This is a genomic window from Austwickia chelonae NBRC 105200 (assembly GCF_000298175.1).
Taxonomy (GTDB): Bacteria; Actinomycetota; Actinomycetes; order Actinomycetales; family Dermatophilaceae; genus Austwickia; species Austwickia chelonae.
The window spans coordinates 18,425-40,597 of record NZ_BAGZ01000024.1 but is presented as its reverse complement, the minus strand read 5'-3'; the positions used below and the strand labels follow the sequence as shown (position 1 = coordinate 40,597).

At 67.0% G+C, this 22,173-nt stretch carries 20 protein-coding genes and 1 riboswitch; of the genes, 6 read left to right on the top strand and 14 right to left on the bottom strand.

Features of this window, described 5'->3' with window-relative positions; all coding sequences use genetic code 11:
* Together AUCHE_RS17965 and AUCHE_RS14810 are read left to right on the top strand one after the other, a co-directional pair.
* Positions 1-480: a trypsin-like serine protease gene (locus AUCHE_RS17965; protein WP_081578267.1), complete on the top strand. Its 480-nt coding sequence runs from the start codon at positions 1-3 to the stop codon at positions 478-480.
* Between the two features lie 460 nt (positions 481-940).
* Entirely contained in the window at positions 941-1,783 is an 843-nt protein-coding gene (locus tag AUCHE_RS14810; RefSeq protein WP_006504142.1) for a S1 family peptidase, read from the top strand.
* A 239-nt stretch (positions 1,784-2,022) separates the two neighbouring features.
* Here AUCHE_RS14810 and AUCHE_RS15950 read toward each other — a convergent pair whose 3' ends face one another.
* The gene (locus AUCHE_RS15950; protein WP_006504141.1) at positions 2,023-2,862 is read right to left on the bottom strand and encodes a class I SAM-dependent methyltransferase; all 840 of its coding nucleotides are present in this window, start codon (positions 2,860-2,862) and stop codon (positions 2,023-2,025) included.
* Between the two features lie 283 nt (positions 2,863-3,145).
* Positions 3,146-3,340: riboswitch (cobalamin riboswitch) on the top strand.
* Positions 3,341-3,484: 144 nt separating this feature from the next.
* Here AUCHE_RS15950 and AUCHE_RS14800 point away from each other — a divergent pair.
* Positions 3,485-4,534: a homocysteine S-methyltransferase family protein gene (locus tag AUCHE_RS14800; RefSeq protein WP_006504140.1), complete on the top strand. Its 1,050-nt coding sequence runs from the start codon at positions 3,485-3,487 to the stop codon at positions 4,532-4,534.
* A 44-nt stretch (positions 4,535-4,578) separates the two neighbouring features.
* On the opposite strand, the gene AUCHE_RS15945 is transcribed toward AUCHE_RS14800, so the two are convergent.
* Positions 4,579-5,085, bottom strand: a complete 507-nt coding sequence (locus tag AUCHE_RS15945) for a rhodanese-like domain-containing protein (protein ID WP_006504139.1) — start codon at positions 5,083-5,085, stop codon at positions 4,579-4,581.
* Between the two features lie 210 nt (positions 5,086-5,295).
* On the opposite strand from AUCHE_RS15945, the gene AUCHE_RS14790 reads away from it, so the two are divergent.
* The gene (locus AUCHE_RS14790) at positions 5,296-6,132 is read left to right on the top strand and encodes a S1 family peptidase (protein ID WP_006504138.1); all 837 of its coding nucleotides are present in this window, start codon (positions 5,296-5,298) and stop codon (positions 6,130-6,132) included.
* Positions 6,133-6,230: 98 nt separating this feature from the next.
* On the opposite strand, the gene AUCHE_RS14785 is transcribed toward AUCHE_RS14790, so the two are convergent.
* The 5 genes from AUCHE_RS14785 to AUCHE_RS14765 form a co-directional block, all read right to left on the bottom strand.
* Entirely contained in the window at positions 6,231-7,358 is a 1,128-nt protein-coding gene (locus AUCHE_RS14785; protein ID WP_006504137.1) for a DUF1648 domain-containing protein, read from the bottom strand.
* A gap of 130 nt (positions 7,359-7,488) precedes the next feature.
* Complete coding sequence (locus AUCHE_RS14780; protein WP_006504136.1) at positions 7,489-8,946, bottom strand: tyrosine phenol-lyase; 1,458 nt, start codon at positions 8,944-8,946, stop codon at positions 7,489-7,491.
* Between the two features lie 231 nt (positions 8,947-9,177).
* A complete protein-coding gene (locus tag AUCHE_RS14775; protein ID WP_040322857.1) occupies positions 9,178-10,425 on the bottom strand; it encodes an MFS transporter in 1,248 nt (415 codons plus the stop codon).
* On the bottom strand, positions 10,425-11,732 hold the full coding sequence (locus tag AUCHE_RS14770) for a D-arabinono-1,4-lactone oxidase (protein ID WP_006504134.1): 1,308 nt from the start codon (positions 11,730-11,732) through the stop codon (positions 10,425-10,427). Before AUCHE_RS14770 ends, AUCHE_RS14775 begins: the two co-directional genes overlap by 1 nt.
* A 310-nt stretch (positions 11,733-12,042) precedes the next feature.
* A complete protein-coding gene (locus AUCHE_RS14765; protein ID WP_006504133.1) occupies positions 12,043-13,254 on the bottom strand; it encodes an alanine racemase in 1,212 nt (403 codons plus the stop codon).
* A 235-nt stretch (positions 13,255-13,489) separates the two neighbouring features.
* Here AUCHE_RS14765 and map point away from each other — a divergent pair, with 235 nt between their 5' ends.
* Positions 13,490-14,263, top strand: coding sequence for a type I methionyl aminopeptidase (gene map, locus AUCHE_RS14760; protein WP_006504132.1), 774 nt, complete (start codon positions 13,490-13,492; stop codon positions 14,261-14,263).
* Positions 14,264-14,310: 47 nt separating this feature from the next.
* Here map and AUCHE_RS16845 read toward each other — a convergent pair whose 3' ends face one another.
* Positions 14,311-15,030, bottom strand: a complete 720-nt coding sequence (locus AUCHE_RS16845; protein WP_143115264.1) for an AMIN-like domain-containing (lipo)protein — start codon at positions 15,028-15,030, stop codon at positions 14,311-14,313.
* A gap of 313 nt (positions 15,031-15,343) precedes the next feature.
* On the opposite strand from AUCHE_RS16845, the gene AUCHE_RS14745 reads away from it, so the two are divergent.
* Positions 15,344-16,801 carry a glycoside hydrolase family 1 protein gene (locus AUCHE_RS14745; RefSeq protein WP_281242677.1) on the top strand — a complete coding sequence of 486 codons (1,458 nt, stop codon included), beginning with the start codon at positions 15,344-15,346 and terminating at the stop codon, positions 16,799-16,801.
* Positions 16,802-16,870: 69 nt separating this feature from the next.
* Here the strand turns inward: AUCHE_RS14745 and AUCHE_RS14740 are convergent, their stop codons facing one another.
* The 6 genes from AUCHE_RS14740 to AUCHE_RS14715 all read right to left on the bottom strand — a co-directional run bounded on the left by AUCHE_RS14740 (position 16,871) and on the right by AUCHE_RS14715 (position 22,120).
* The gene (locus tag AUCHE_RS14740; RefSeq protein ID WP_006504129.1) at positions 16,871-17,626 is read right to left on the bottom strand and encodes an ABC transporter permease; all 756 of its coding nucleotides are present in this window, start codon (positions 17,624-17,626) and stop codon (positions 16,871-16,873) included.
* A complete protein-coding gene (locus tag AUCHE_RS14735; RefSeq protein WP_006504128.1) occupies positions 17,623-18,468 on the bottom strand; it encodes an ABC transporter permease in 846 nt (281 codons plus the stop codon). The genes AUCHE_RS14740 and AUCHE_RS14735 overlap by 4 nt, the downstream gene beginning before the upstream one ends.
* 1 nt (position 18,469) lies before the next feature.
* On the bottom strand, positions 18,470-19,456 hold the full coding sequence (locus AUCHE_RS14730) for an ABC transporter ATP-binding protein (protein WP_006504127.1): 987 nt from the start codon (positions 19,454-19,456) through the stop codon (positions 18,470-18,472).
* A 114-nt stretch (positions 19,457-19,570) separates the two neighbouring features.
* The gene (locus AUCHE_RS14725) at positions 19,571-19,876 is read right to left on the bottom strand and encodes a hypothetical protein (protein ID WP_074788573.1); all 306 of its coding nucleotides are present in this window, start codon (positions 19,874-19,876) and stop codon (positions 19,571-19,573) included.
* A gap of 88 nt (positions 19,877-19,964) precedes the next feature.
* Positions 19,965-20,273: a monooxygenase gene (locus AUCHE_RS14720; protein WP_006504125.1), complete on the bottom strand. Its 309-nt coding sequence runs from the start codon at positions 20,271-20,273 to the stop codon at positions 19,965-19,967.
* 53 nt (positions 20,274-20,326) lie between these two features.
* Entirely contained in the window at positions 20,327-22,120 is a 1,794-nt protein-coding gene (locus AUCHE_RS14715; RefSeq protein ID WP_006504124.1) for an aminotransferase class V-fold PLP-dependent enzyme, read from the bottom strand.
* Between the last annotated feature and the right edge of the window lie 53 nt (positions 22,121-22,173).

The following is a 22,173-nucleotide window of genomic DNA, read 5'->3' as shown; positions in this document are numbered from 1 at the left end:
ATTCTCTTCCTGTGGTGGGTCGATGGTCCGGTCGACCCACCACAGGCGTACTTCGTCCAAGACGCAGAACAACACCCGTCACCAGGACAAGCTGCCGCCGCAAGGCGAGAAAGGCAGTGCCTTTGTCGAACCGGGTCACCGGGAAGCACCGTCGCCCTCCTGGGGTGGGGCACCACCCGGGAGAAGGAGCCACTCGTTCTCCCCGACCGCCTCCGCCAGACGGACATCGTCGTCCAGTCGCATGCCGTCTGCACCAAGGTCAGTGACAACAAGTACAACCCGGGCACCGACCTGTGCGCCGGAGCGGCCGGGCGCGGTTCCGGCAAGCACGACAGCGGCGGGCCCCTCATCCGCAAGCACAACGGCCGTATCTACCAGGTCGGCGTCGTCTCCTGGGGTCTGCGCTGCGGGATGAAGCAATACCCCGGGTTCTACACCTCCACCACATCGGAAGCCATCTGGAAAGGCCTGGGCCGCTGACCCAGAACCCGGTATGACCCCGGCCAGGCCATCCACATTTCTGAGTTTCACCCCGAAGGACGGGCGTTGAATACATCAGATGAATACCCATTCATTCCTGAATGAAATCGACACAGAGACAGAGGCCCGAGATCGAATAGATACATATCAGGAATAGTGGAGAATATGTATCCATACGTTTGATCAGCAGCGCATATCACCCGCAAAAGGCCTGGTCGGGGCCCCGTAAAACCCTTATACCCTCGAGATGAACCATCTGACCACCCGAAGCTTCCGCGAAACGGGCATCCGATCAACCCTGTATATTTTCAGCGAGTCATGCAATATACCGCCGAACTCAAAGACTCGCCCGATATGGGTAAAGAACGTCAAGGAATCGGCTGCAGATCGTGACAATCAGAATCATTAATGATCATGATCTTCGCGTCCGTAGTCATTCAGTAGATCGGAGTTCCAGCACATGTCTACTTCCAGGCCTATCGGCCGCTTCCTGGGCATGGCCGCAGCTGTAACTATGATCGGGGGCACACTCGCCTCAAGCACGGCCTTCGCCGCCCCACCGAGCGGTGAAGCCGACAGCTCGACGCTCATCATCGGCGGAACCCCCGCGAAAGACGGCGAATTCCCCTTCATCGTCTCCCTCCAGACCAGCGGAAAGCCCTTCTGTGGTGGCTCACTCATCGACTCCACCACCGTGCTCACCGCAGCCCACTGCGTGAACGACGAAACCGCCGAGAGCGCCAAGAAGATGACGCTGGTCATCGGACGCACCGTCCTGTCCGACAAGACCCAGGGCGTCGAACGGAAAGTCCGCTTCACCGACGACGCACCCGACATCAGACTGCACCCGTCGTACGGCCAGCAGTCCGGCTTCGACGCCGCCCTCATCCACCTGGACAAGCCGGTGAACGACATCACCCCGGCCACCCTGCCCGAGCCAGGATCGACCGCCCTGTACAAGCCCGGCTCGATAGCCACCGTCGTCGGCTGGGGCACCACCCGCCCGTCCTGGCCGCCGAAGTACCCCGACCGTCTCCTCAAAGTCAACGTCCCGATCCAGAGCCCGGCCTTCTGCGCCCGGGCCGGCGGCACCGACTACAACTCGGAGACCGACTTCTGCGCCGGCGTCGAAGGCAAGGACTCCTGCCGTGGCGACAGCGGCGGCCCCATCATGCGCAAGGTCGACGGACGCCTCTACCAGATCGGCATCGTGTCCTGGGGTAGAGGCTGCGCACAGAAGGACAACCCCGGCTTCTACACCTCCACCGCATCGGAACTGGTCCGGGAAGGCCTCGGCTTCTAAGAGCCGCCCGCACCCGCGGCCGAAGCAGGACGGCTGACCCCGTCCCCGACGGCCCACAAGGCACGTGCCCGCCTCGCCCATACCCCGGCGAGGCGGGCACGTTCATCAGAAAAACCTTCACCCGCAAGCGATCTGCACCACGGGACGCCCTCAGCTCGGTGGCTTCGGCGCAGAAACGGGAAGTCGGTGCAAGCTCGACACGGTCCTCGCCACCGACGACATCGGCGGGGGCGGCGCGACTACCTGTCGTTCTCGATCGTGACGACGCCGAAAGCCATCCCCTTGGTGGCCAGGGCGAACACCCGGGAGATCCGCGCGGACGAAGGTTTGATCGGTGCCATCGTGTCGTCGGCACCCACGAGACTCCACCCAGGGGACAGTTCGGCGAACGCCTGCGGGCTGCTCACCCCGAAGTGGTAATCGGCACCCGTCCTACCCGTGATCGGCGAGGTGGGCAGGACGAAAAGACTGTGATGCATGTCGGCGACGACTCGCACAGGGGCACACATCCGGTCGCTGATCCGGACCAGGAGCTGGGTGACCCGCGCCCGATCGAGATACATGAGGAATCCCTCGGCGACGAAGACCGCCGGCCGGGTGGGGTCGATCTCGGACAACCATGGCCGATCTGTGGCCGACCCCGCCACGAGCCGGGTCGCATCCTCGGGAAGCAACCGACGACGCAGGTCGACCACCGCAGGGAAGTCGACCCCCACCCATTCCGCGTCCAGGTCGGCGAGCCGAGAAGCACGATTGCACAACCCCACTCCGAGCGTGACGATCTGCGCTCCTGGATGCGCCGCGACGAACTCGCATACCCGGCTGTCCAGTGCCTGGGAGCGACGGATGGTGCCCACGACGTTGACGTCCTCTTTCAGGACCAGGCTCTCCAGGTCGATGCCCTGCTCCGCGGCCAACGGCGCCAGAGCCTGCCATGCCTGCAACGCCTGAGGATCTTCCCACTCCGGCACGTCGAACATCTGCGCGCCGAAGGCGCGCGCGTACAACGCGGTGACGAGAGTGGAACCGACGGCGTTGCCGAACAACGGGCGCGGCTCTGTGTTTTTGTCAATGGCCATAACGTTCCCTCGAAGTCATCGCAGTGTGGTGGAAGAGGCCTCGTGGAGGTCCTCATCGCATGTCGGTCGAGATCGTGAGGTGCCACGCCAGCTGAGGCGTCCGGGGCACCTCTCCCCGGACAGGTGGTAAGGGTAACCTTAGCTGCGCGGTTCTTCTGGGAAGGTGCGCTCACCGGCCGTTCTCGCCGCCCTTGTCACCGAGCGCCGACCGAGCGCTGACCGAGGGCAGCCTCGTCGGCCTTCGACGAACCCACCCCCGTTTGCGAATCCCTTTCCTGCGTGGACGAACTGGCTCGCAGCAGGCCATATACTGCTGGCTCGGTGCAGAAACGGGAAGTCGGTGCAAGCCCGACACGGTCCTCGCCACTGTGACCGGAGAGCTCCGCCTCGACGATGCCACTGAATCATCCAGATTCGGGAAGGCCGAGGCGAGCGTTCGATCCGGAAGTCAGGAGACCGCCTGCGCCGTCACACAGATGCCGAACCACGAGAGATGGCCTGGCCATGACGACACACATCCGCCCGACGGATCATGTCCACCGCACACCGCGTCCCTCACCGGACCCGGGCACAGGTTTCTCTCCCCGGGGAGGCAACGACCATCGTTGCCGAGGAGAGCAGCATGAGCGACCGACACGACCTGACCGAACGCCTCGACACCGGACCGGTGATCTGCGCCGAAGGATTCCTCTTCGAACTGGAACGACGCGGATATCTCACCGCCGGTGAATTCGTCCCCGAAGTCGCCCTGGAGAACCCCGACGCCCTACGCACCCTGCACACCGACTTCCAACGTGCAGGCTCGGACATCGTCGAAGCCTTCACCTACAACGGCCACCGCGAGAAGATGCGGGTCATCGGCAAGGAAGACCTGCTCGAACCGTTGAACCGGGCCGCCCTGCAGATCGCCCGGCAGGTCGCCGACGCCCGCCCCGGCGACCTCATGGCCGGCAATATCTCCAACACCAACATCTGGGATCCCGCCGACCCGGAACGACAGGCCGAGGTCCGCGGCATGTTCGAGGAGATGGTCGGCTGGGCCGTCGACGAAGGCGCCGACCTCATCATCGGCGAGACCTTCTACTACGCCGGCGAAGCAGAGGTCGCCCTCGAAGTGGCCGCCGCCAGCGGACTCCCCGTCGTGATGACCCTCGCCCCCATGGCCGGCAACCGGATGTCCGACGACGTCGGCATCGTCGACAGTGCCCGACGACTCGAACAGGGCGGCGCCCAGGTCGTCGGACTCAACTGCTTCCGCGGACCGCGGACGATGCTGCCCTGGCTCCAACAGATCCGCGAAGCCGTCAGCTGCCATGTCGCCGCGCTGCCGATCCCCTACCGCACGACCGAGGAAGAACCCACCTTCTTCAATCTGTCCGACCCGGCCGCCACCGTCCCCTCCCCCCACGGACGGGCCTTCCCCACCGCGCTCGACCCGCTGTCGACCAACCGGTACGAGATCGACGCCTTCGCCCGGCTCGCCTACGGCATGGACGTCCGCTACCTGGGCGTATGCTGCGGCGCCTCGCCGATGCTCATCCGTCAGGTCGCCGAAGCCGTCGGCCGGACGACCGAGGCCAGCCGATTCTCCGAACGCATGAACAACCACTTCATGTACGGCGACAACGCCCGCCTGCCCGAACACATCGTCGCCCTGGGCGACCGCGCCTGAACGAACCTGCCGCCCCGACGAAACCCTCGGGGCGGCAGCAGCACTCAACCGGTGACGAGCTTCCGTCCGGAATTCTGCCAGCCGACGACTCCCCCACCGAGGTGGTAGACGTCGACGAACCCCTGATCCTTCATGATCTTCATCGCCTGAGCGGAACGATTGGCCGACCGGCAGTACACGGCGTAAGGGACCTTCCGGTCCAGGCCCTCGAGCTGCTGACGGAAATCAGCGGCAGCGATATCGATATTGCGGGCCCCCGGCAGGTGTCCCTGCGTGTACTCCTGCGGAGTACGCACGTCGAGAAGCACCGTCCCCGGAGCCTGCGCAGCCTTGTCGAAAGCCTCCGCCTCCAGAGTCCTCCCGCTGCTCCCGCCCGCCCTCGACGAGACACCCTGCGACGCGCTCCGCGAAGTGACCGACCCCCCGGACGATGACATGCCGTCCCCGGACGAGCACCCGGCCGCCCCTACCAGCACCACAGCGGCACACACGACGAAGGTCACCCCCGGCCGTGCTCCGGTAGTCGACCTGCCCACGCGCGCATCAGTCATCTGCTCTCCCTGGCCCTGCGGAGGAATCCCCTTCGCACCCAGGCTAGCCCGACACCAGACCGGGTCGCCGGATATAGCTGCCCCCAAGCCCTGGTCTGGCCTCGGCAAAGAAGGACAACATCCGGACTGTTCCCGACCGGGACGACCTCGCACGTCCCTACTCTGATCGCATCCGTAGATGCGTCACCCACCCGAGGGGAGCTCCAACACATGTCCATGTCCAACCGAACCGGCCGAATCCTGAGTGTGGCGGCAGCGACGATGCTCGTGAGCGGACTGCTCGCACCCGGCGCCGCCCGCGCTTCGTCACCGGTCGAGGAGAAGCCGTCACCGAAGATCATCGGTGGCGTCGAAGCCCAGGAAAACGAGTTCCCCTTCATGGTGTCCATCCAGGACGGAGACCGGCACTTCTGCGGAGGATCACTCATCGACGCGAACACCGTGTTGACCGCAGCCCACTGCGTCAGCTCCCGAGTCGGCGGATCCGCCGAAGGCCTGAGCGTGGTCATCGGACGGACGACCCTGTCCGACACCTCCCAAGGAATCACCCGCGGGATCAAGTCAGTCGACGGCCGAGCCGAGATCATCGTGCACCCCCGGTACGGCGAAGTCGTAGGACACGACGCGGCGATCCTGCGGCTGAGCGAACCCGTCCACGAGATCACACCGGTGGCACTTCCCCCGCGAGGAGCGACCCACCTGACCACATCCGGGCAGGCGACCGTGATCGGTTGGGGAACCACCAACCCCTCCGGCGGGCGAGAGACCCCCGAGACGCTGCGCAAGGTCACCATTCCGCTGCATCCGACCGCGAAATGCGCCGAAGCCGGCGGCCACGAGTTCAACGCAGACACCGACCTGTGCGGCGGAGCCGCCGGTAAAGGCGCCTGCTTCGCCGACAGCGGCGGCCCGCTGGTCCGCAAACACGCCGGCCGCCTCTACCAGATCGGCATCGTCTCCTGGGGCAAGTTCTGCGGACAGGCCGAACACCCCTCGTTCTTCGCCTCGACGGCCTCCGCCACACTGTGGAACACCTTCGGGTTGTGACCCCCGACCCGAACCGACCATGAACCGGGCCCGGCCGTGCAAAGACACGGCCGGGCCCGCCCCGTCGGAAGAATGTCAACGCAGCGACACGAACAAGGTCACCCGCCGAGCCAGGCCAGAATCGGCAAGGCCACACCACCGACGAGCACAGCGACACCGGCGATGGTGATGAGACGACCGAACGGATGGCCAAGGTTGAGGTCACTGCCCAGACCCGTCCGGCCGTCGACCATGATGCGGGGATCGTCAGGGTTGTTGTAAAAACCCCACTTCCAGTACCTGTCGCCGTCCGGCGACTCAGGGCCACCCGCACCCTGCGCGCGCGGCGTGTTCTCGTGGGCGAGCGGGTGACTCAGCATGATGGTGATCAGGATGACCGGGGTGCTGCCCATCGCCGTCAGCAGCACCGCCGGTGTCGTCCAGGCGGCCTCGGTCCACGTGCCGATGCTCAAGAGGGAGAAGACGGCGGCAGCGGACACTGCGCTCAACGCCAGCCCTTTCTGGGTGGCGCCCGCCTTGGCGCGGGCGATGGCGCGTGCCCGTTCGATGTCGCCCGCGGGCAGGGGCGGCAGCGGGCGGCGGGCCAGGGGTACCGCGAAGGCGAGCATCATCCCCGCGAGTGCCGCACCGAGCAGGAGCGGGGAGAACACCGACCAGAAGCTCTTGTCGGCCCACGAGTCCGGGCCGTCCATGCCTGTGTGGGTGACGACGGCGGCCGGCATCGAGTCGTAGGTCGTGGCACCGTAGGCGGCTGTTCCGGCGAGGATCAGTGCTGCGGCTGCATGCCATGCCCAGGGCACGTCGGAAGAAGGTTCCTCTGGGTCGGGGGAGGCGACCAGGCCGACGTGGACGCTGTCGTACCAGCCTTGTTCGTCCTTGGCGTGGCGGATCGGCGCGGCGCAGCGGCTCATGGTGACGCCGGCGGCCACGGTCATGAGCACGATGGCGCCGAGGGCGAGGACGCCTACCCCGGTGGGGCGCAGCTGTCCTCCGGCGCGGTCGAGGGCGGCGGAGACGGCGGCCACCAGCACTGTCGTGAGGGCGGTGATGACGAGGACTCGGCGTCGGTAGGTCGCGATGGCGTCGCGGATGACTTGGTGACCGGTGTGGGTGTTCGGGACGCGGACGCCGAGCGGGATGGTGTCAGCGGTGCGAGAGGGCAGGAGGTACATGGTCCGGCCCAGGGCGACGACGGCGGTCAGCGGTAGCAGGAGCCACAGGGTCATGCGGGTTCACCTGATTCGGTGGGTTCGGTCGAAAGGGTGGACTGCTCGTGGTGTCGCGCACGACGAAGGGCCCGAGCCTACAGCGGAACACAGTCCGCTGCAGGCTCGGGCCCCACGGCCGGGGAGGACGTCAGGGGACGAGTTGCCCCGGGTTCGTCTGCGGTACCTGGCCTGCCATCGCGTCGACGCGCTCGGCGACGACCGAGGCCGCCAGCGGCTCGAAGCGCGAGGTGAAGAAACGCAGCGTCGGCGACTCGTAGACGAATTTCAGGCCGGTGATGTGCTCGCGGTTCTTGTAGCACTCGATGACGGCGTCGGCGACGACGTCCATGTGCCGGTCGGTGTAGACCCGACGCGGGATCGTCAACCGGACCAGCTCCAATGCGGGGAATCGGTCCTTGCCGTCGGGGCCGCGCCCGGAGGACACATTGCCCCGTTCCATCGAGCGCACCCCGGACTCGACGTACAGCTCGGCGGCCAGCGCCTGCGCCGGGTACTCGTCCTGGGGGACGTGCGGCAGGAAACGACGGGCGTCGAGGAAGACCGCGTGCCCGCCGATGGGTTCCACGATCGGGATCCCGGCTTCGAGGAGCCGCTCGCCGAGGTAGCGGACCTGGCCGATGCGGTGGGCCAGATAGTGGTCGTCGACGGCCTCGCGCAGACCGATGGCCATCGCTTCGAGGTCCCGGCCGGCCAGACCGCCGTACGAGGGCATGCCTTCGAAGACGACGACGAGTTCGCGGGCGGCGATCAGGATCTTCTCGTCGCGCATGGCGAGGAAGCCACCGATGTTGACCAGGCAGTCCTTCTTGCCGGACATGGTGAGCCCGTCGAAATAGGACAGCTGCTCCTTGACGATCTCGGCGCAGGACTTGTCGGCGTAGCCCTCTTCGCGTTCCTGGATGAAGTAGGCGTTCTCGGCGAGGCGGGTCGCATCGGACCACATGATGATCTTGTTGTCGTCGCACATCTTGCGGATGGCGCGGATGTTCTCCATGGAGACCGGCTGCCCGCCGGCCAGGTTCACGGTGAGGGCGACGTTGATGTAGGCGATCTTGTCGGCGCCGACCTCGTCGATCAGTTTCTGGAACTTGGCGAGGTCGACATTGCCCTTGAAGGGGTGGGCGGCGGTCGGGTCGTGGGCTTCGTCGATGATGACGTCGTGGAAGGTCGCCCCGGCCATCTCCTGGTGCAGACGGGTCGTGGTGAAGTACATGTTGCCCGGCACGTGCATGCCCGGCTTGATGAGGATGCGGCTGATCAGGTGTTCGGCGCCGCGCCCCTGGTGGGTGGGCACGACGTACGGGAAGCCGTAGACCTCCTCGACGGTGTCCTTCAACAGGTCGAAGGACTTGGCGCCGGCGTAGGCCTCGTCGCCGACCATCATGTGCGCCCACTGCTGGTCGCTCATCGCCGAGGTGCCCGAGTCGGTGAGCAGGTCGATGTAGCAGAGCTTCGAGGGCAGCAGGAAGGTGTTGTACCCCGCGTCCTTGATGGCCTGTTCGCGTTGGGCGCGGGTGGTCATCGTGAGGGGTTCGACGGTCTTGATCCGGTAGGGCTCAGCGGCCTGGGTACGTATGGGTGACATCACGGCCTCCTGACGAGTGGACGAGCGACGATTTTTCGGGCACTTCGCGTACCTCAATGCCGCTCATCATGGCATTGCGTCCACTGTTACGTAAGCAGATTGTGCACTTTGTCCAGCGATTCAGCGTGTCGCTGCGGGGAGCTGGACATTGCGTCCAGCCACAGAAGCCGGCACGACCGGTGATCAACCCGCATGAAACACGAAAAACACTCATTACCACCGAAATTCACGCTATACCCCCGGCTCGCCACCGCCCCTCCCAGACACCCCACGAGGACGCTCCCCCACCACCGGAAGCGCCACCAACGCACAGAGCAACAACGCCGACACCACACCCAACGACCGCAATACGCCGACATGATCACCCAACCACCCCAACCCCGGCGGCCCCATCAGAAAAGCCCCGTACGCCACCGTCGACACCACACTCATCCGAGCCGCCGCCCGCCCCGGATCATCCGCAGCCGCACTCATCCCCACCGGAAAACCCAACGAAACCCCCACACCCCACACCGCCGCCCCCAGATAAGCCCAAGAAGCCGTCCCGAAGACCACCAACAACGACCCCACCCCGGCAAGGACGAACAACGCACGCAACACCGGCACCCGCCCGTACCGGTCCAACAACGGCGCCCCGAACCAACGCCCCGCCGTCATGAAACCCAAGAAGACCGCAAAACCCAACACCCCCGCCCACTGCGGCAAGCGATAACCATCGATGAAAGCCACCGACAACCAGTCATTCGCCGCACCCTCGGTGAACGCCGCCACCATGGTGACCACACCGATCAGAAGAGTCCGCGGCTCACACCACGCCGACCCACCCGCCGGAGGATCCACCGCCGGCGACACACCCCCCACCTGCCCGACACCCGCCTCGTCGGCCTCCTGCGCCCGCGGCAGAAAAGCCCGGACACACCAGGCCACCGCGAAAAAGATCAACGGCGAAACCACCCAGAAATGCACGACGATCGGCACCCCCGCAGCCGTCAACCCCGACGAGAGCAACGCCGAGAACACCGTCCCCAAGCTGAACGCCGCGTGATACCGCGGCATGATCGTCCGCCCCAGATGATGCTCGACCGCCGCACCCTCGATATTCATCGAGACATCCCAGATCCCGATACCCAACATCGACAGGAACAAAGGCACCGCCGTCACCGGAACCGAATGAAGCACCCCCGCCGTGAAACCCACCCCCATCAGCGAGGACAAGCTGAGCGCCGCCCCCGTCCGCACCGCCCACGCAGCCCCGAAACGACCCACCAGACGCCCGGCAAAAGGCAAACCCAACAGCGAACCCGCCGAACCGACCAACATGACCAGACCCAACTGCCCCGGAGACAGCCCGAGATCCTCCCGAAGAGTCGGGATACGCCCCGCCCACGTCGCAAAAGTCCACCCGTTCAGCGCAAAGACAAGACTCGTCGCCACCTTGGCCGACTCCAACCGGCCCGAGCCGTGCCCCCCGCCGGACATCACTCCCCCAACACCCGATCCAGATACGGATTCGCGAAGAGCCGACCCGGATCCACCCGATCCCGCACCCGCAACGCATCACCGAACCGCGGATACAAGGCCGCCAAACGATCCGCCGTCAACCGGTGCAGCTTGCCCCAATGCGGCCGCCCGTCACACCGGTCCATCACATCCTCGAAAACCCGGAACACCCGGGTATGGTCCTGCCCCACGTACTGATGCACCGCGATATACGCCGTATCCCGGCCCGACGCCGTCGACAACCACAGATCATCCGCCGCGGTATAACGCACCTCCAACGGAAAGGTCACCGGCTCACCCGTCCGCTCGAACCAGTCCCGCAGGAAAACCAAAGCCTCCCCCACCGCGTCACGAGGCACCGCATACTCGCTCTCCCGGAAACGCACCGTCCGCGGCGAGACGAACACCCGATGAGAGACATCCGTGTACTCCCGCCGGGAAATCACCTTCGCACCCACCTGATTCACCGTCGGCACCCACGACGGACGCAGGACCACCGCCCGATTCGCCGCCGCGAACAACCTGTTGTCGACCACGTCATCGGCCCACAACCGGCGCCACTCCGGCAACGGAACCCCCGAAGAATCCTCCGGCGGCAACCGGTCATGCCGCTTCACCAGACACGAATCCGTGTACGGGAACCAGAAGAACTCGACATGATCATGCTCCGTCATCACCTCGTCCAACCGCGGAAGCAACTCCGACAGCCTCTCCGGCGACTCCACCGCCCGCACCCGAAAAGCCGGCACACACGCCAACTCGACCTCGACGACCACGCCGAAAGCCCCCAGACCCACACCGGCCGCAGCGAACAACTCCGGATCCTCCGCCCGAGAACACCAGGACACCCGCCCGTCGGCAGTCACCACACGCAATGCCGTCACGAACGAGGACAGACCCCCGAAGGTCGCCCCCGTGCCATGAGTGCCGGTACTGATCGCCCCCGCGATCGTCTGCGCGTCGATATCACCCAGATTCGGCACCGCCAGACCGGACTCGTCGAGCAGGACATTCAACTCGCGCAAAGTCGTCCCCGCACCGACCCGCACCCGCGCCCCCGCACCATCCGCCACCACCCCCCGCAGACCCGCCAACGCGGACAGATCGACCAATACACCGTCGGTGTACGCCGCCCCGGTGAACGAATGCCCCGCACCGACCGCCTTGACCCGCAAACCCTCCTCCACCGCGCCACGCAGCACCGCGACGACCTCGTCCTCGTCCCGCACCGACACCCGCCGGACAGGGAAGGCCTCCACCGTGCCCGCCCAATTCCGCCATGCCACCGTCCCGTCCACCGGCGGCACATCCTCCTCGGCCAGGCCGTCGACCGACATCGGACCACGCATCATCCCCGTACCTCCTCATCCAGGCCCGGCCACCCGGCAACCGGCGCACCTCGTCCACGGCGACAGACCGGACACACCCCGGCCTGCTGAAGACAGGACCTCCACCGCACCGCTCCAACCAACGGGCACCGCCCGGTGGTTCCCGGCCCACCCCCGACGCAAACACACCCCGGGCACCGGACACCTCCGACGAAACACCCGAGCGCCGAACGGCACCCACCGATCCCCCGGAGAGGACGACACCCGGTCACCCGAAGGCACACCCTTCACCCCGATAGGTCGCCGCCGTAGCGCACACCCGCCCACCCCCGACCAGGAACACCCGGTCGAAACGCTCCAACGGCTCACCCGCCTTGGTGGGACGCCACCACACCAGCTCACCCACCCGCGGAACCCGGCCGCCCCGCGCCACCCGCAAGGGCGTCTGCACCTCACCCGCACCCTCCGCCGCCGTCAACCGCAACCCCGACGGCCACACCGGACGCGGCAGCCGCGAGTGCCCTGCCTGGCCCGAGGCGACATATCCCCCGCCGAAGACCGTCACCATGCGCGGCGCGGGACGGCGCACCACCGGGGTGACCAGGAATAACGCCGGGCGGGGCGTCCATCCCCGGTAGCCGTCGAAGGCTGTCGGTGCGTACAGTCCGGACCCGGCGGCGAGCTCGGTCAGGCAGGGGTCGGTTCCGGTCGTCCGCAGGCTGCCCGAGCCGCCGCCGTTGACCAGGCGTAGCGGGGGTGCGCCGAGCCGGTCCAGTTCGGCGGCGACTGCTGCGACCACGTCGCTGCGTCGTCGGCGCAGGTCGCGGTCGGACAGGGCCTTCATCATCCGGACCGGTGCGGACCGGTCCGGCAGGCCGGCGATCTGGGCGTCGTAGAACATCAGCCCGGTCACGCGGCATCCTGGGCGGGTCGCTAGCCGGCGGGCGAGGGCGGCGGCCTGTTCCGGGGTGCGTAACGGTGAGCGTCGGGCGCCCAGGTGCGCCGGGCCGATGCGCAGGGAGGCGTCGACGTCGAGGCAGATCCGGATCGGTGTCGTGGCGTCGGTGGTGTCACCCAGTTGGGTGTCGTCGTCGATCATCACGGTGATCCGTTCGGCGGCTCCGGCCGAGGAGGTCAGTGCGGCCCAGGCCGTCCGTTCCGGGTTCGGGTAGGCGACGAGGATGTCGTCGAACCGGCTGTCGGGGTGGTCGGCGAGCCAGAGGGCCTCGGCCGGGGAGAAGGCCATCACTCCGGCGAAACCGGGGAAGGCCAGGGCTCGTTCGAGGAGCGGCCGGCAACGTATCGATTTGCTGGCGATCCGGATCGGGCGGTCCCCGGCGCAGGCCCGGAGGAGGTGGGCGTTGGCGGTGAAGGCGTCGAGGTCGACGACGGCGGCGGGGGCACGGATCAGGCCGGCGGCGTGGGCGGCCGTGACGGCGGCGCGGACTTCCTCGCCGGGGCTGTCACGGTCGTCGGACACGGTGGGGCTCCTTCGCCTGGGGTGCGGCCGGTCGCGGTCAGCGTACGGTGCGGTGGCCCTCCGCCCGGGGAGCCCGGGCGTCCGTTACGGTGATCGGTGGGGTCCGGTGCGCTGTCCTGCCGGGTGCGCCCGGTGTACGGCGGGGTGGGGCCGGTGCGGTGGCCGCGCGGGGGCGCGGTCCGGCGGCGCGAGGTCCCCGGTCATCCGTAGTTCGTCGACGCTGGAGGGCAGCCGAGTGGCTTACCGTCGTTCACCGAAGGAAATCGAGCAGATGCGCCCGGCCGGGGAGTTCGTCGCGCAGGTGTTGGACGACCTGTGTTCCCGGGTGGAGGTGGGCACCAATCTGTTGGAGATCGACGCCTGGGCGCACGAGGCCATCCGGGAGCGGGGTGCGACCAGTTGTTATCTGGACTATCACCCGTCCTTCGGTGGTTCGCCCTTCGGTCATGTCATCTGCACGTCGGTGAACGATGCCGTCCTGCACGGGCTGCCGCACGACTACGCCTTGCGGGACGGCGACCTGCTCAGCCTGGATTTCGCGGTGTCGGTCGACGGGTGGGTGAGCGATTCGGCGCGCAGTGTGATCGTGGGGACGGCGCGGGCGCAGGACCGACGGTTGATCGCGACCACGGAGGAGGCCTTGGCTGCGGGGATCGCTGCGGCCCGGCCGGGGAACCGGTTGGGGGATGTGTCCGCGGCGATCGGGTCGGTGTGCCGCCTGGCCGGGTATGCGGTGAATCTGAAGTTCGGGGGGCACGGGGTGGGGCGGACGATGCATCAGGAACCGCACGTGCCGAACAACGGTTTCCGCGGTCAGGGGATCACCTTGCGTCCGGGGTTGGTGCTCGCCTTGGAGCCGTGGCTGTTGCACAGCACCGCCCAGGTGGTGACGGATCCGGACGGGTGGACGCTGCGCAGCGTCGACGGTTCGCGGGGCGCGCATTCGGAACACACCATCGCGGTCACGAAGGGCGACCCGTTGGTGTTGACGGCCCGCCCCGGCGTGTGAGGTGGCTGCCGTCCGGCCCGGGCGGGACGTGTCGCCGGTGGCGACGGTCAGCTGAAACGCTGGTGGGCGACGTCGATGACGAGACGGACCTTGCCGCCTTCGTCCATCACCTGGACGTTGAAGGGCAGTTCTTCGCGGACGCCGATGCCGATGGTGGTCATGCCTTCGAAGCTCCCGGCCCAGGCGACCTGTTTGAAGGCGGCGTAGCCGGTGACATCGGACAGTTCGTTCTTGTCGGCGGGGATGAAGGTCGGCTGCGCGGAGGCGTCGTAGGAGGCTGCGCCGACACCGACGGTCAGGAAGGCTCCGCCGCGGAGGGTCACCGGTTTCCCGGAGCCGTCCTGGAGGACGCGGGGGACGTAGCGGACCTGGTAGCCGGGTTTCTTGCTGGCGTCGCCGGACAGGTCGATGACCAGCCGGTCGAAGCAGTCCTGTTTGCCGGTGCGCACCCCGGTGACGGTCAGTTTCGACAGGGCGGTGTCGCCGGGTGTGGTCAACGCACCGTCGAAGCTGCATTTCTGGGTGCTGCTCGTCGAGGTGCCGACCGTCGGCAGGGAAGGCGATGTGGAGGAAGCACTCGAGGAGGACGTCATCGACGACGTCGAAGCAGTGTTCGCCATCTTCTCCTGCCCGCCGCAGGACGCCACCACCAGCGGGAGACAGGCCACGGCGAGGGCACGCTTCAACCTGGTCGCGGCCGGGCGGCGCAGAGTGCGCGGTGTTCCCGTGTTCGTGCTCACCTGGTGAGTGTCGAACCTCGTGCTCATCTCGGACTCCTCCGTGGTCGACGTCAGCCGGTCGGGCGTCGTCTTTCCTACCAGAATCAGCGCAGGTTCCGGACACTCTCAAGCGCGTGGCGGTGATCGTGACGCCTTGGTGACCTGACTGCAGCCGTTCGGTGACCGTCGTCGTCACCGGGACGATCGAGTGTCCTCGGCTCGTGGCCTGTCTTGACCTGCGATCATCCTGCCGACCATAGATGATGACACGGACATTCCCGGGATCAGAGATTTCCGGGTGCGTCGGCGACGGACGCAGGACACCGGCCGGGCGCTTCCCCCGCGGGGAGACTCCCGACGGATGATGGTGGTCGACCCCATCCGCGAAGGAGCAGACCTGATGTCCGACCCGGCAGTTTTCCCCGACGACTTCCTGTGGGGTGGCGCGACCGCCGCCAACCAGATCGAGGGCGCCTACGACGTCGACGGGAAGGGGCTGTCGATCCGGGATGTCATGCCGCACGGCGGATTGGCCGGCCCGCCGAGTGAAGCGCCGACCCCGGACAATCTCACCCTGGCGGGGATCGACTTCTACCACCGGTACGCCGAGGACATCGCCCTGTTCGCGGAGATGGGGTTCACCGTCTTCCGGTTCTCCATCGCCTGGTCGCGGATCTTCCCCCGCGGTGACGAGCAGACCCCGAACGAGGCCGGATTGGCGTTCTACGACCGGGTGCTCGACGAACTGGAGAAGCACGGCATCGAACCCTTGGTCACCATCAGCCATTACGAGACGCCGCTGGCGTTGGCCCGTGAATACGGCGGGTGGACGAACCGCCGGCTCGTGGAGTTCTACGAGCGCTACTGCCGGGTGCTCTTCGACCGGTACGGCCACCGGGTGAAGTACTGGTTGACCTTCAACGAGATCAACTCGGTGGTGCACGCACCCTTCATGTCCGGTGGCATCCCGACACCGAAGGACGAGCTGACACCGACCGACCTCTACCAGGCGATCCACCACGAACTGGTCGCCTCGGCGCGGGTCACCCGGATGGCCCACGAGATGATCCCCGGATCGCAGGTCGGCTGCATGGTCCTGGCCATGCCGACCTACCCGCTGTCGCCCGACCCGCGGGACGTCCTGGCGGCGAAGAAGGCCGAGGAGGTCAACTACGCCTTCGCCGACGTGCACTGCCGCGGCGAATACCCGGGCTATCTGCTGCGCCGATTCCGCGAGGAGGGCGTCGAGCTGGCCGTCACCGAACAGGATCGGGCCGATCTGAAGCACACCGTCGACTTCGTGTCCTTCAGCTATTACATGTCGGTCTGCGAGACGGCGGATCCGGCCAAACGGGTGAGCGGCCAGGGCAACATCATCGGCGGCGTCCCCAACCCGACCATCCCGGCCAGCGAGTGGGGATGGCAGATCGACCCGGTCGGACTGCGCATCGTGTTGAACGACTACTGGCAGCGGTGGGGCAAACCCTTGTTCGTCGTGGAGAACGGCCTCGGCGCGAAGGACGAACTGGTCGAGGTCGACGGGGTGAGAACCGTCGTCGACGACTACCGCATCGCCTATCTGAACGACCACCTGGTGCAGGTCCGGGAAGCGCTCGCCGACGGCGTGCACCTGCTCGGGTACACCACGTGGGGGCCGATCGACCTGGTCAGCGCGTCCACCGCCGAGCTGTCGAAGAGGTACGGCTTCATCTACGTGGACCGTCACGACGACGGTTCGGGCACCCTGGCCCGGTACCGGAAGAAGTCTTTCGGCTGGTATCGCGATGTGATCGCGTCGAAGGGCGCCTCGCTGCGGTGACCTGCGGGGGCCGGTGGTCGGGTGCGCTTGCCTGGCCACCGGTTGGCCGGCGCGCCGGCCCGGGCGTCGTCATTTCATGAGGAGCCGGGCGAGTCGACGCCGTGCACCCCACAACCCGCAGCTGCCCATCGCGAGCAGGTATCCCACCGAGAGGATGCTCGCCCAACCGGGCACCCCCATGGTCAGTTCCCGGCAGAGCACCACTCCCCGGTACAGCGGGGTCACCTCGACGGCCCAGCGCACCGGCCCGGAGACGGCGTCCACGGGGAAGAAGGTGCCGGAGAAGAGCATCATCGGCATCAGGGCCAGGTTCACGAATTCGAAGTCCTGCCAGCTGCGCACACGGGAACTCACCCACATGCCCACGCCGGCGAAGGCGAACCCGATGAGCAGCGCCGACGGCAGGGCCAAGAAGGCCCACCACGACAGGGTCAGACCCATCGCAGCCATCAGCCCGAGGAAACCCGCGGCATAGATCCCACCGCGCGACAGCGACCAGATGAGCTCGCCGAGAGCGATATCCCCCACCGTCAGAGGCGTGGTCAGCACCGATTCGTACAACTTGTCGTATCTCATCCGGAAGAACAGGTTGAAGGTGGAATCCATGATCGCGCCGTTCATCGCGGAGGCCGCCAGCATAGCCGGGGCGACGAAGACCGCGTACGGGACGGCTTCTCCACCGACCTGGACGTCGTGGATCATCGCTCCGACGCCGACACCGATGGACATCAGGTAGAACACCGGCTCGAGGAAACCGCTGAGGAAGACGAACCATGCGCGCCGGTAGGAGAGGGCATGTCGGCCGACGAGATGCCACGCTCTCATGAGCTGAGCCGCCTCTCCAGGCGTCGCATCGAGAGCCAGGCTCCGGCGCCGGCCAGGACCGCGAGATAGGTGGCATGACCGGCCGCTGCCGGCCAGGACACCGGGCCGGACATGAACATGCGGGTCAGTTCGACGCCGTGCCACAGCGGGGTCGCCCAGGCCACCCATTGCAGGGGTTCGATCAGGTTCGTGATCGGGAAGAACGCCCCGGAGAACAGGAAGAGCGGCATGACGATGAGCCGCATCATCATCGAGAACTGGGATTCGTTCTGCGCGGAGACGGCCACGGCGTAGAAGGGTGTCGCGAAGGCCACGCCGATGAGCAGTTGGGTGAGGAGGACGGGCAGGGCTCCCCACCAGGTGCGGTAGACCCCGAAGGGCACCATGGCGGCCATGAAGACGGCGCAGGCCGTGGCGACCCGGAAGGTGATGAAGGCCAGGTGTGCGCCGAAGATGTCGACGGCCCGCAACGGGGTGGAGATCATCCCGAAGAAGGTCTTGTCCCATTTGAGTTTGCCCAGGACGGGCCAGAGCGCCTCGCCGGTGGCCAGTTGCATGGCGTGCCCGGCGAGGATGCCCGGTGCGACGAAGTGCAGGTACGAGGGTGCTCCGCCGACGGTGCTGCCCGATCCGTCGACGAGTCGTCCCAGCAGGACCCCCATCGCGGTGAGATAGAGCACCGGGGTCACGAAGGAGTTGACGACCGACCCGCGCCAGGTGCGCCGGTACACGGTGGCCCAGTAGTCGAGCTGCCGGGCGACGAGGGTCAGGTGGCCGGGCGGTCCGGGTGGGGGTCCCGGTGGGATGGTGGTGGGTGTCGGCAGCTCGGGGGTGGCGGACATGTCAGTCGACCAGGGCCCGGCCGGTGAGGTGGAGGAAGACGTCTTCGAGGGTGGAGCGGCGGGCCAAGGTCGTCTCGGCGCGTACCCGGCTGTGCACGGCGGACAGGGTGTGGTCGGCGTCGTCGGTGTAGAGCAGGACCCGGTCGGGGAGGAATTCGGCGCGGTCGACGAGGCCGTCGAGTCGTGCGGCGACCGTCGCCATCTCCTGGGGTGTGATCACTCCGAACCGGGCTTCGACGACCTCCCGGGTGGAGTGGGCCCGGATGAGTTCGGCCGGTGACCCTTCGGCGACGATGCGGCCGTCGTCCATGACGACGAGCCGGTCGCACAGTTGTTCGGCTTCGTCCATGTAGTGGGTGGTCAGGATCTGGGTGACTCCGGAGTGTTTCAGGCGGTAGAGCTGGTCCCAGAGCAGGTGTCGGGCCTGCGGGTCGAGGCCGGTGGTGGGTTCGTCGAGGAGGAGCAGGTCGGGGGTGTTGACCAGTGATCGGGCGATGGTGAGTCGCCTTTTCATCCCGCCGGAGAGTTCGTCGACCATGTGCTGGGCCTTCTCGGTGAGATTGGCGAAGTCGAGCAGTTCGTCGGCGCGTTCTCGCAGGTAGGAGCGGGAGAGTCCGAAGTATCGTCCGAAGACGGTGAGGTTCTCCCGGACGGACAGTTCTTTGTCGAGGGTGTCTTCCTGGGGGCAGACGCCGAGTCGGGCGCGGATCCGGGATCCGTCGGTCGCCGGGTCGAGGCCGAGCACGCTGAGGTCGCCGCCGGTGCGGGGGCTGACGGTGGCGATCATGCGCATGGTCGTGGATTTTCCGGCGCCGTTGGGGCCGAGGAAGCCGAAGAGTTCGCCGCGGCGGACGGTGATGTCGACGGCTTTGACGGCTTCGAAGGTGCCGTAGTTCTTGCGGAGGGCGCGGGCTCGGACGAGTTCGTGGTCCGAGTGGGTCGGTGCGTCTCCGGGCTCGGGCGGTTCCTCGGTGCTGCCGTCGCTCATCGGCTCTCCTCGTGGTCGATTCACGCTAGCCATTCCGGGTCTGCGTTTCCTGTCTTTTTCCGCGGCTGATCCGTTCGTCCTCTCGGTCGGCGGAGCCGACCCCGGCGCGGCGGGTCAGTGGCCGGCGCGGCTGCTCAGGAAGATCGACATCGAGAGGATGCCCCAGCCCAGGGCACCGACGAAGTAGTAGGGGGTGTGTTCGCGGTCGCCGCGATAGCCCTTTTTCACGCCGAGGTAGAGGCAGAGCAGGCTCGCCGCCCCGGTGAGGACGACGGTCAAGGCGGTGCGGGACAGCGGTGGGAGCCCGACCACTAGCAGGATCGTGGTGACGGCCATGACGACTCCGAGGGTGGATTCGACGCCGTCGAGTCGTGGCCAGGACCACCTGGGGCTGGTTTCCTCCGACCTGAGCTCACTCATGAACACTCCCGGAAAAGTCTGATTTCTCCGGATTTTCACATGAGTGGCGACCTGTCCTGCGGCGACGCGCGGGCGGGCTCGAGGGCCCTCAGCGCACCGGGGCCTGGGTCTGTGCGCTCAGGGGGAAGTTCACGTCGAGGATCCGGGCGCGGATATCGGTGACGCCGAATCCGGCCAGGCGGGCTTCGTGCCGGGTCAGATAGTCCTGGGCGTGGGTGCGATCCGTGAAGAGGTAGACGCCGCCGGCGATGCCTTGCGCTTCGTCCTCCGTCCAGATCTTCCACAGCAGGCCGGGCTCGTCCGCGATCTGTCGGGCGAGCCCGGCGTAGGCCTGGGACATCTCCTCCTTCCAGGGGCCCTGGGAGGGGAAGTCGATCTGCAACAGGACGGTCGTCATCGCCTCAGCATGACACCGCACGGTAGTCGGATCCCATTTGGTACCAGTCAGATTCACTCATCCAGGCTGGTTGCGGGCAGTTCGAACCAGCGCAGGTGCTCGAATTCGGCCGAGGCCGCAGGCACACCCCAGGTCTGCGGGTCACGGTGCGGGTCGGCGGCCGCCGCGGCGAAGATCTCCCGAGCCTCGTCCAGATACCCGGCCAGCGCACGTTCCGGGGCGGTGACATGGGAGGACGGGTAGGTCAGGCGGCCTTCGTCCCAGTCGAGCATCGACAGTCGCAGCGGGGGCTCGACCGGCCCGGCCTGGTGGCGCCACCGGCCGGTGGCCGGGTCGAAACGGTAGTCGGGCAGCAGACGCCATCCTTCTTCGGCGACGAGTTCCACGGCCCGGACGACGTAGTCGACGACCCGTTCGGAGACGAAATAGTTGAAGTTGACCCGCACCCAGCCCGGTTTGATGCCCTCGCAGCCGCCGGTGATCTCCACCTCGAACTCCTTGGACTGCTCCAGGTCGATCCCGAGCAGCCGGTGCCCGTACGGCCCGGCGCACGAGCAGCCACCGCGCGACTGGATCCCGAAGAGGTCGTTGAGCAGAGCCACCACGAAGTTGTGGTGGAGGTACTTCCCGGAGGGTGCTTTCACCACGAAGGAGGTGATCGAGAGGCGTTCGGCGTCGAGGTTGCCGAGGATCTCGATCTGCGGGTGGCTCGTCCAGGAGCGGACGGCACGGCGCAGGTAGTGGTCCTCGAAGGCGCGGATGACGTCGACACCGACGGCCCGTTTCAGGTCGAAGACGAGACCGGCGCGGATCGATTCGACGATGGCGGGGGTGCCGCCTTCCTCGCGGTGGACCACGTCGGGCAGGTAGCTGTGGTCGACCGGGTTGACGTAGGCGACGGTGCCGCCGCCGGGCACATCGGGCACCCGGTTGCGGCACAGTTCGCGACGGACGACGAGCACGCCGGGGGTGCTGGGGCCGCCGACGAACTTGTGCGGGGAGAGGAAGACGGCGTCCTTGTGGGCGTCGGGGAAGGTCTGCTGGCAGGGATGCATGTCGATGTCGATGTACGGCCCGGCTGCGGCGAAGTCCCAGAAGGAGAGGGCGCCGTGCCGGTGCAGCAGGGTGGCCACGGCGCAGGTATCGGTGACGATGCCGGTGACATTGGAGGCGGCGGAGAAGGAGCCGATCTTCAACGGTCGGTCGGCGTATTCGACGAGCCGGGCTTCGAGCTCCTCGAGGTCGATGTGTCCGTCGCGGTCCTCGCGGATCTCGATGACATCGGCGGTGGATTCCCGCCAGGGCAGTTCGTTGGAGTGGTGTTCGTAGGGTCCGATGAAGACCACGGGGCGTTGGTCGGCGGGGATGTGGTCGCTGAGCCGGTGTCGGTCGTCGAGTTCGGAGGGGATGCGGATGCCGAGGATGCCGACCATCTTGTCGATGGCGGCGGTGGACCCGGCTCCGCAGAAGATGACGGCGTCGCCGTCGTCGGCACCGACACATTCGTGGATGATGCGGCGGGCGTCCTCGCGCAGGCGGGTGGTCTGCAGGCCGGTGCCGGAGGATTCGGTGTGGGTGTTCGCGTAGGAGGGCAGGACGGCGTCGCGGACGAAATCTTCGATGAAGGTCAGGGCCCGCCCGGAGGCGGTGTAGTCGGCGTAGGTGACCCGGCGGGGACCGTAGGGGCCGGTCATCACGAGGTCGTCGCCGATGACGGCTTCGCGGATGGTGCGCAGCAGGGGGGTCTCGACGGGCGCGGCGGCAGGTTCGTGTGGCTCCCCGGGGTCGCCGGGGAGGGTGGACCCTGGTGTGTCGGTCAGGTTCTGGGGCTGCGCGGCGCTGGTCATGTCCCTACGTTGCGCTGTGGTGTGGCTGAGGACAAGAGCAATCTGTTTCCGAC